Source organism: bacterium (assembly GCA_040755755.1).
Lineage (GTDB): Bacteria > SZUA-182 > SZUA-182 > DTGQ01 > DTGQ01 > DTGQ01.
This window is the reverse complement of sequence record JBFLZW010000037.1, coordinates 8,006-15,655: the sequence shown is the minus strand read 5'-3', so window position 1 is coordinate 15,655 and position 7,650 is coordinate 8,006. Positions and strand designations below refer to the sequence as shown.

At 45.5% G+C, this 7,650-nt stretch carries 9 protein-coding genes; 2 read left to right on the top strand and 7 right to left on the bottom strand.

Annotated elements, in window-relative coordinates; all coding sequences use genetic code 11:
* Window positions 1-122: 122 nt before the first annotated feature.
* The 7 genes from AB1611_12860 to AB1611_12830 all read right to left on the bottom strand — a co-directional run bounded on the left by AB1611_12860 (window position 123) and on the right by AB1611_12830 (window position 4,916).
* Entirely contained in the window at window positions 123-839 is a 717-nt protein-coding gene (locus tag AB1611_12860) for a hypothetical protein (GenBank protein MEW6380480.1), read from the bottom strand.
* A gap of 64 nt (window positions 840-903) precedes the next feature.
* Window positions 904-2,022 (bottom strand): protein kinase, encoded by a 1,119-nt coding sequence (locus tag AB1611_12855; GenBank protein MEW6380479.1) that lies wholly within the window; start codon window positions 2,020-2,022, stop codon window positions 904-906.
* Entirely contained in the window at window positions 1,968-2,324 is a 357-nt protein-coding gene (locus tag AB1611_12850) for an FHA domain-containing protein (GenBank protein ID MEW6380478.1), read from the bottom strand. Before AB1611_12850 ends, AB1611_12855 begins: the two co-directional genes overlap by 55 nt.
* Before the next feature lie 6 nt (window positions 2,325-2,330).
* Window positions 2,331-3,140: a PP2C family protein-serine/threonine phosphatase gene (locus tag AB1611_12845; protein MEW6380477.1), complete on the bottom strand. Its 810-nt coding sequence runs from the start codon at window positions 3,138-3,140 to the stop codon at window positions 2,331-2,333.
* Between the two features lie 13 nt (window positions 3,141-3,153).
* Window positions 3,154-3,810, bottom strand: a complete 657-nt coding sequence (locus AB1611_12840) for a vWA domain-containing protein (protein ID MEW6380476.1) — start codon at window positions 3,808-3,810, stop codon at window positions 3,154-3,156.
* A 39-nt stretch (window positions 3,811-3,849) separates the two neighbouring features.
* Window positions 3,850-4,338 carry a hypothetical protein gene (locus tag AB1611_12835; protein MEW6380475.1) on the bottom strand — a complete coding sequence of 163 codons (489 nt, stop codon included), beginning with the start codon at window positions 4,336-4,338 and terminating at the stop codon, window positions 3,850-3,852.
* Window positions 4,339-4,541: 203 nt separating this feature from the next.
* Window positions 4,542-4,916, bottom strand: coding sequence for a hypothetical protein (locus tag AB1611_12830; GenBank protein ID MEW6380474.1), 375 nt, complete (start codon window positions 4,914-4,916; stop codon window positions 4,542-4,544).
* Window positions 4,917-5,013: 97 nt separating this feature from the next.
* Between AB1611_12830 and AB1611_12825 the strand changes: the two genes are divergently transcribed.
* Window positions 5,014-5,418: a hypothetical protein gene (locus tag AB1611_12825; protein MEW6380473.1), complete on the top strand. Its 405-nt coding sequence runs from the start codon at window positions 5,014-5,016 to the stop codon at window positions 5,416-5,418.
* A 154-nt stretch (window positions 5,419-5,572) separates the two neighbouring features.
* On the top strand, window positions 5,573-7,650 hold a 2,078-nt coding region (locus AB1611_12820; GenBank protein ID MEW6380472.1), incomplete at its 3' end, for a tetratricopeptide repeat protein.

Below are 7,650 nucleotides of genomic sequence, written 5' to 3'. Positions count from 1 at the left end.
TTGGCTTTTATCAGTCTAAAGATGGAACTCCAATGGAGGTCAAACCCAATAGGAAAAGTGCGTCACAATCTGCCATTCTTCAAAAAGTTGACTAATGAGGATTTTACACAAAAATCTTGACACTACCTTGAATCCTTCATTACGGTTAACCAGACGAACCCGTGCTCGTCGTACTGCTTTACTATCTTGCTGATTGCCGCAAGACGCTGGTTGCTGTTCACGATATAGACCAGCCTGAACCTGTTGAAAGTCGATTGGAAGTAATCCTCATAAAAACCTATAGCGTTCGGCTTGAACAGCTCTTCGCTGTATCTGGCGATTTTTAATTCTATGTCCTCGTAAAAATTCTTTGAGCGCAGGGGCATGGTTCCCGTGCAGTTCTCCATGAGGAACAGGGCTGATTTGTTGTTTTTCCTCAGCATGAAGGCTCCGTCAGGGAAGATTTCATTCTCAGCCTGCCTGATCAGGTGCTCCGGCAGGACCTCGCATTCGATTCCCGAATTCCTGAAGCTAAGGATGATCTGTATGAGCAGGTCGGAATTTTTGTTCTGGTGCGAAAGGGTCAATGTCAGCCTGGGCTTTGAGACCTCGACATTGAAAAGAGCGCCTGTCCGCTCTGTCAGGTATAGCAGGTACGGGCTCTTGCCTAAAGTCGTTGGGATGTCGATCTTTGCAAGGTAATTGGATTTGATTAATTTCCTTATCCTGCGCTGGCATATCTTGATGCACCTGATATCCGCAAGCTTTGCCACCTGGGAAATCTGAAGGCACTGGAATTTGTAGATATATTTCAGGATGAGCTTGTCCCTCTCCTGGATTCTTACTGGTTCTGTTTTCATGAGCCCCTCCTTTCCGGGCATGGCGGGTTAGGTTGCACCGCCATGCCCGGAGCTTTACCTTTGATTAAGCCATCTGTAATGTCATCTGTACATTGGCTGCCTGAACGACGTCCGTGATATTGAGATTTACCCATTTGCCGTCTATTTTGGCACCGTTGACCTTCGCGGGATTCACTTTGCTGAGGTTTCGCATCTTGACCGCATTTCCTGCAAGATCAAGCTCAAAATGCGATTCCGAGATATAGAGATTCGCCGGGTCTATGGCATTCCTTCCAAGGATCGTTTTGCCCTCGGTTAAAGGTATCTGCCTGCCATTGCTGAATACCAGGACGAGCCTTCCTGGGGTTGCAGAGCCGGTAAGTGAATCAAGATAATCAGAAAGCTCACAGATAAGCTCTTCCGTGCCTATCCTCTTTCGCTGGTCAGGCTCAAGCGCCCTGTCTATGATCCGTGCTGCATCCGGGTATTCTGAAACCAGCAACGTGATATCCGGTTTTACCGCATTTTCTGCATTCTGGCTCCATCTGGCTGCCATCCCTGAGAAAGCGTCGTTGCCCAGCATAAGCTCAGCCATTATCACGCCGACAGAGTAAACATCAGTCTTGGCAGACAGGCAGTCTCTCTTTACCAGTTCCGGTGGAGAATATGGGGGCGTTCCCTTGGAAACTTCAGGCCTTGAGCCGATCCTCTCGAAACAGTTGAGGTCAATCAGGATCACCCGCTCTGTGGTGACGATAGCATTTTCGGGTTTCACGTCGCAGGATTGGATGCCTTCTTTTCCCAGGCATAAAGCGGCCTTTGCCAGGCAGAGGGAAAAATGTGCTGCTGAAATCTCATCTATCCTGTCGTTAATAGCAATGACATCACGCAGGGTTTTGCCATCAACCAGGGGCATGACAATGTGCTTGATGCCGTTTTCCTCAAAACATTGTTCAGCCTTTACCAGGTATTCGCTTTTTAGCTTCAGCTTTATCTCCTGGCTGATCCTTTCTGCAAGCTTCTTAGTCATCTTTTCAGGATAGAACCTTTTGACAGCAACTTTCATTTTCGTACTGAGATCGATGCATACAATGACTATGCTGGTGACGCCCGTGCCGATAATCTCAATGACCTCGTACCTGCGGTATATCACATCTTTGTGTTCGGGGTAGAATCCGGCTGGCGTTCGCCTTCCGAAGAACATGGATCGCCCTCCTGTTCCAATTTGAAAATGGATTTACCGGCTATGATTGTCTGGCCCGGTGAAATCAGGACAGATCCGTCAATTTGAAGGTAGAGACCGTTGGTGCTCTTAAGGTCTTTTACCTCGACCTTACCTCCATTGACATTGATGGAGAAGTGGTTGTAAGACATGTACTGATCCTCGACCGGAATAGCCGCCATGGGATTAGCGCCGACCAGGATTTCCTTGCCTTCTTCGAGCGTATATCTTTTCTCAGTGTTTGATGCCTTGTTGCTGACTACCAGTACATATTTTGATTCCATTGGTTCTTACCTCCACTCATAGAGTTTTGTGAGATAGCTGGTCTTGCAGGCCAGCTTGTGGTGCGGCTGGATCGTGCATCCGATGAGGGTGCAGTTGTCGTCAGAGTTGTAAACAAGAAGGCTTGTATCGACAATAGATTTGACAAGCTCCCGGATATCGTAGCATTCTCCCAAGTTGTTCTTCAGGATGTCTGTCAACGCTTCTTCCGGCAGGTAGCCGAAGACTCCGTCGCTTCCGGCAAGCAATATTGCCTGGCCTTCCATGCGGATTATCCTTGAACTCGGCTCACAGCTTTCATGCCCGGCACATCTTGTGAGCACAGAGTTAAGGCCGGGCTGTTTAGTGCGTATCGATGGATCCTGGCCTTGCTCAATCAGCCTCTCTGCCAGTGTATGCAACGGGTTAGTGAGATGGAGCAGGCCGTCTGAATCATAGATATAGGCCCCTGAGTCCCCGATCCAGAATGCACCAGCCCTTGGGGGAGAGGCCAGGACAACCGTAATGGTTGTCCCGGCATTAGCAAGATTATGATTGGAGTCTTTTTCCTGCATGACAGCATCCGCAGCAAAATTGATGGCCCCGATGCCTATTGTCCGAAGGCAATCGTCCGAACCGATATCCCTGCCGTTTGATAGTGCCAGGCTCAGGCAGGACATGCAGCTATCAGCGGCTTTTGCTGAAAGCACTTCCGCATTGTTCCCGCCGTTCCCGTCAGCTACAACAAGGCAGGCTGTCCCGCCGATCAGGTTGAACCGGTAACTGTCCTGCTGGAATTTGCGCAAGCCTTTTTCAGAAGTTGCGGCTATATTTGCCATTGCTTAACCCCTCCTATATGACCCGTGTCTTATTTTCCATGAAGCAGGTCAGGTTCGCAGAATCAAGGAAATGATAGTATTCGGGATTTCCAGACGGCGAGGTGCTGGCTACGGCCTTAAGGACTGTCGTATCCAGAGCTCCAAGGTCATCCCCGAAGCCGATGGATGTAATGCGTGCGCCTGCTTTCTTAAGCAGGTCTGCCGCATGCATCGGGTTACTGCCTGAAATCCCGTCACTAAGCACGAACAATCTTTTGGTGAACTCTTTAGGAGCTTTCTTGAATTGCTCAAGCGCCATCATCATACCTTCTGCCATATTAGTTGAGCCGTCGGCTATAATCTTCTGTACCTCATTGATTACCTTGCCCTTGTCTTCAAGCGGCTGCATGGGCCAGAGCAGTCTCGCAGAGCCGTTGAACAATATAATGGATAGCCATGCAGTGGGCGACATCCTGCTCACAAACATGGTGACCGCCTCTTTCACACCATCCGTCTTGCTCCTCTGATCCCCCCTTCCGACTGGATCACCCATAGAACCGCTGATATCCAGGAGAAGATCATTGGCGGTTTTTTCGACGCTACTTCTTTCCTCTGAACCTCTCAATAGTAGAGTGGCTCTTTCGGTGATGCTTCTCTTTTCCTTGTCATTAAAAACCTGAGTGCTGGCCATTTTAAGACCTCCTTTTGATAAATGGGTTGATAATCTGCCTTACCAGGTGGAAGGCATGGGTTGAGTGTTCCGGGATATTCCGGTAGCAATACACCGGCTAATGACTGTTAGTGCCAATAGCCAAATAAATGGCAGGATAACGATTACTGATTTTTTTATTGCATCAGGGGCCAGGATTATTGCCTTGATAGGATCTGATAGGATTTGTGTCAGCCAGGTGAAAAGGTAAAAGTGAGTTATGATAGCTGCAACGGCCATGAAAGCAATGTCTTTGATGTCCCTGGGATAAAACAGGTAGCGCAGAGATGCCAGGGTCTTGAAATTAATGCCGTTATGGGCATAAATGATCCGGAGGATAAGAAACCCGATGACTAGAAACACGTCATAGGCTTTGATGGTGAAATACCTGTGCACCAGTATGCTGTAAAACGGGACCAGCCCACGGATAATGTATGAACGCTCGGCAAAAGTAATGATGAGGTCGATGAATATTATGGTGATTGATGTGGCTAGGATATTTTTTTTCATTAGCTTGACTCCCTTTAAAGATTGGTTCAGAAAAAGAAGTTTTGACTTTACTGAGAAATAATGGCCTGCTAATCCTTCCTATACCTTTGCATATATTTTTCAGGATAATTCCTCATACATCCTTTAAAGTTCTTGTCATAAGATCGTGATCAAACCTGCAATGTAGAGAAACCTTCCCGTCATGAATCCAGAGGCTTTTTCTTTTAATCATCCCAATCACTGCCATAATGGTGGGGCATGACTCTCCTGCCGCCACCGCAGGGATTTTGGTTAACCTTCGCGTCAAGATATTCAAGATCCTCAGATAGCAAAAGCTTTGGTGATTCCTTACCTGTATCCATAATGGGCAATTTTTCTTCTTTAATTAGTTCACAAGCCTCTGAAAAATAATTAGTTATCGTATGGTGAGAGGTGGGCAAATTCAGCTTTGCAATCCTTCTGGCCGACCAACCTAACTTTTTTAATACCCATATTGCCAGGTAAGCATCATCTTTATTCGGAACGCCAGAAGCGGACACAGACGTATTATCCGAGCGCTTAGCTGATTTTTCTGGATGTCTGTGTCTTTGCCTGTTCACAATAAAGCCCCCACTATGGGTTTTTACCCCTAAATGGTAGTTACAAAGGAAAGGTTTATATAGTTGGCCTTTTTTCTTTGACTGTGAGCTGAATAAGATGGCAAAATATAGAGGTCAGCATAACGGTGTAACGAGGGGAAAATACGAGAAGGCTTTACTCTATTACGAGCCTGCAAACGAGGATGAAACACGAGCACTTGAGAGAAAGATAAGGGTCGATCTAGGCAAGCTTGGAGAGTCGGTTTTAGGATGCTGTGATGACCCGCACCGCGAACACTACAACTGGGGTTTTTACCATTTAGCCGGTGCCACTGTGGGGATATCAGTTCTATATAAGCCGATGAAAGATTGGTTTGAACCCTATATGCTGCCATATACTGGACCTAACCATTATGTTCAATTAAAACTTGTTTCTAATGATGGCCTTGAAGACGTTATTAGAAAAATCACAGACAAATATCCTATGCTTCAGCCAAGAGATATAGAAAATGAACGGCCTTGAAATCCTTGCTGATAACAGAATAGCCTAACGATTTTTTGGTAGGAAGGTCAGTTGCATTGCAACTTTTGAAGAGGCCATAACTGTAGGTAATTCTTGATTCTTATTTTAATAAATATTCGGATTTTGGTTAATTTTATGAGATCTGCAACTGGATATGAAGATAGTAAAAATTAAGACAACGACAGTCCCAAGAGCATTTGAAATAATCACTGATGAGGAAAAGTTACTTATTGGATTCTCAACCAGTGACGATGGTCTGCGGTATAAAAGTATCTTGACTATAGTTAAGTGGATGGCGCAAGGAAAAGGAAAAATATCTGCCAAGGAATTAAAGATGATGATTCCTTTGGAAGGTGAGAGCTATCCAAAATTCTACAGGCAGTGGCGGGATTATGCAAATTCTCGTAGATATGGGAAAAATTATCCGTTTACTCTTTCACGTTCCGCAGGTAATAATTGGAAACTTATTGAGGATAAAAAAGTAAAACATGATTTTGCAACAGCCTTTTTCCATAATCAAGATAAAGACTTTGAGAGTGCTTTATTTTGGCTTGGTGACTATAAAATAACAAAGGTTGAGTTTAATCCTTTATTAGAAGATCAAGCAGAGAAGAACGAAGGTACTTCCCAAACCGCATCTATAAAAAAACCTTTGCAGCGTCCTCGCCCGGCTGATTATTTCCTTGGCCGGGAAGCACAAATAAATAAGATACTACCCAGGCTGCAACCAGGCAGTATTATTACTATCTGTGCCCCTGGCGGAATTGGAAAGACTGCGCTCGCTGCTGAAATATTGAAGCGGATGATCTCAGATAATAAGCCACCAGAGCGCTTCGAGGATGGAGTAGTATTTTATAGTTTTTATGGCCAACCAGATACTAACAAGGCTCTTGAGGCAATTGCCCGTGCATTTGGCTATGAACCAAAACCGAACCCTGCTGATGCAGCCTTTAATGCTCTTTCAGGGAAACGGGTCTTACTGGTTTTAGATGGTACCGAAGAGGCTGATGACTTAAGAAAAGTCCTGAGAGTAGCAGGCAATTGCGGAATACTAATAACAAGCCGGAATAGCCGTGATGCTGTAGTAGACCGTGAGGATTTAGCACCCTTAGAGCCAGATGAGGCACTAAAACTCCTGTATGACTGGGCAGAAGGCAAGATAGATAACGAAAATTCTGCCAAGAGCACCTGTGAAATTGTTGGAGGCTTACCTCTAGCAGTGCGTCTTATTGGACACTATTTAAGGCAAACCAAAGATGAGACTGTCTCATCATACCTAGAATGGCTAGAGAAAACACCGCTTGATGCTCTTGATCCCGACGAAAAACGGCACCGCGAGAATAGCGTTCCCTGGTTATTACAACGTTCTTTAAAGCAGGTGGGCGAACAAGCTATATCTGTTATAGCTCTTTGCGGATGCCTTGCTCTTGCTCCATTCAGTCGAAATTTGATAAGTGAAGTTTTAGGTTTTTCTCTCAGAGAAGTAAGGCTGGCCTTTAAACAGCTCACTGGCTATGGTTTTTTATTATCAATTAATGCCGACCGCTATGAAGTAAGCCATGCTCTTATTCATACTTATGCACATGAACGGTTACAAGTGGGTAGCAATGTAATTGAAAGATTAATAGATAAATACATATACTTAGCAGAAGCGGAGACAAAGAAAGGACTTATAGGTTACCATCATCTTGATACTGAACGACTACATATAGTATATCTCCTAAAAGTGTGTATTAAGCGGGGTGCGTGGGATGCAGCCATGCGCCTGGCTTGGGCAATAGAGGACTATATGGATATTCAAGGATATTGGATAGAGCGATTAACCGTCAATGAAACCGGATGGAAATCAGCTCTTCAACTAAAAAATCGAATAAAGGAAGGGGCATGGCTGAATAGGCTGGGGCTTACCTATAACGACCTTGGACAGATGGAAAAGGCTATTGAGTACTACCAGCTGGCACTCAGCATAAACCGTGAAATTGGTGACCGAAGGGACGAGGGGATTGTGTTAGGCAACATGGGCCTCGCCCACAGAGCCATTGGACAGATGGAGAAGGCTATCGAATATCATCAGCAGGCACTCAGCATAGACCGAGAAATTGGTGACCGAAAGAGTGAGGGGATTGATTTAGGTAACCTGGGGATTGTCTACAGAGAGCTTGGACAGATAGAGAAGGCTATCGAATATCACCAGCAGGCACTCAGCATAGACCGAGAAATTGGTGACCGAAG

Excerpts from the sequence above, each read along its gene's own strand:
- AB1611_12845 (MEW6380477.1), bottom strand. The coding sequence starts at position 3,140 with ATGGCAAATATAGCCGCAACTTCTGAAAAAGGCTTGCGCAAATTCCAG.
- AB1611_12850 (MEW6380478.1), bottom strand. The coding sequence starts at position 2,324 with ATGGAATCAAAATATGTACTGGTAGTCAGCAACAAGGCATCAAACACT.
- AB1611_12840 (MEW6380476.1), bottom strand. The coding sequence starts at position 3,810 with ATGGCCAGCACTCAGGTTTTTAATGACAAGGAAAAGAGAAGCATCACC.
- AB1611_12825 (MEW6380473.1), top strand. The coding sequence starts at position 5,014 with ATGGCAAAATATAGAGGTCAGCATAACGGTGTAACGAGGGGAAAATAC.
- AB1611_12835 (MEW6380475.1), bottom strand. The coding sequence starts at position 4,338 with ATGAAAAAAAATATCCTAGCCACATCAATCACCATAATATTCATCGAC.
- AB1611_12860 (MEW6380480.1), bottom strand. The coding sequence starts at position 839 with ATGAAAACAGAACCAGTAAGAATCCAGGAGAGGGACAAGCTCATCCTG.
- AB1611_12855 (MEW6380479.1), bottom strand. The coding sequence starts at position 2,022 with ATGTTCTTCGGAAGGCGAACGCCAGCCGGATTCTACCCCGAACACAAA.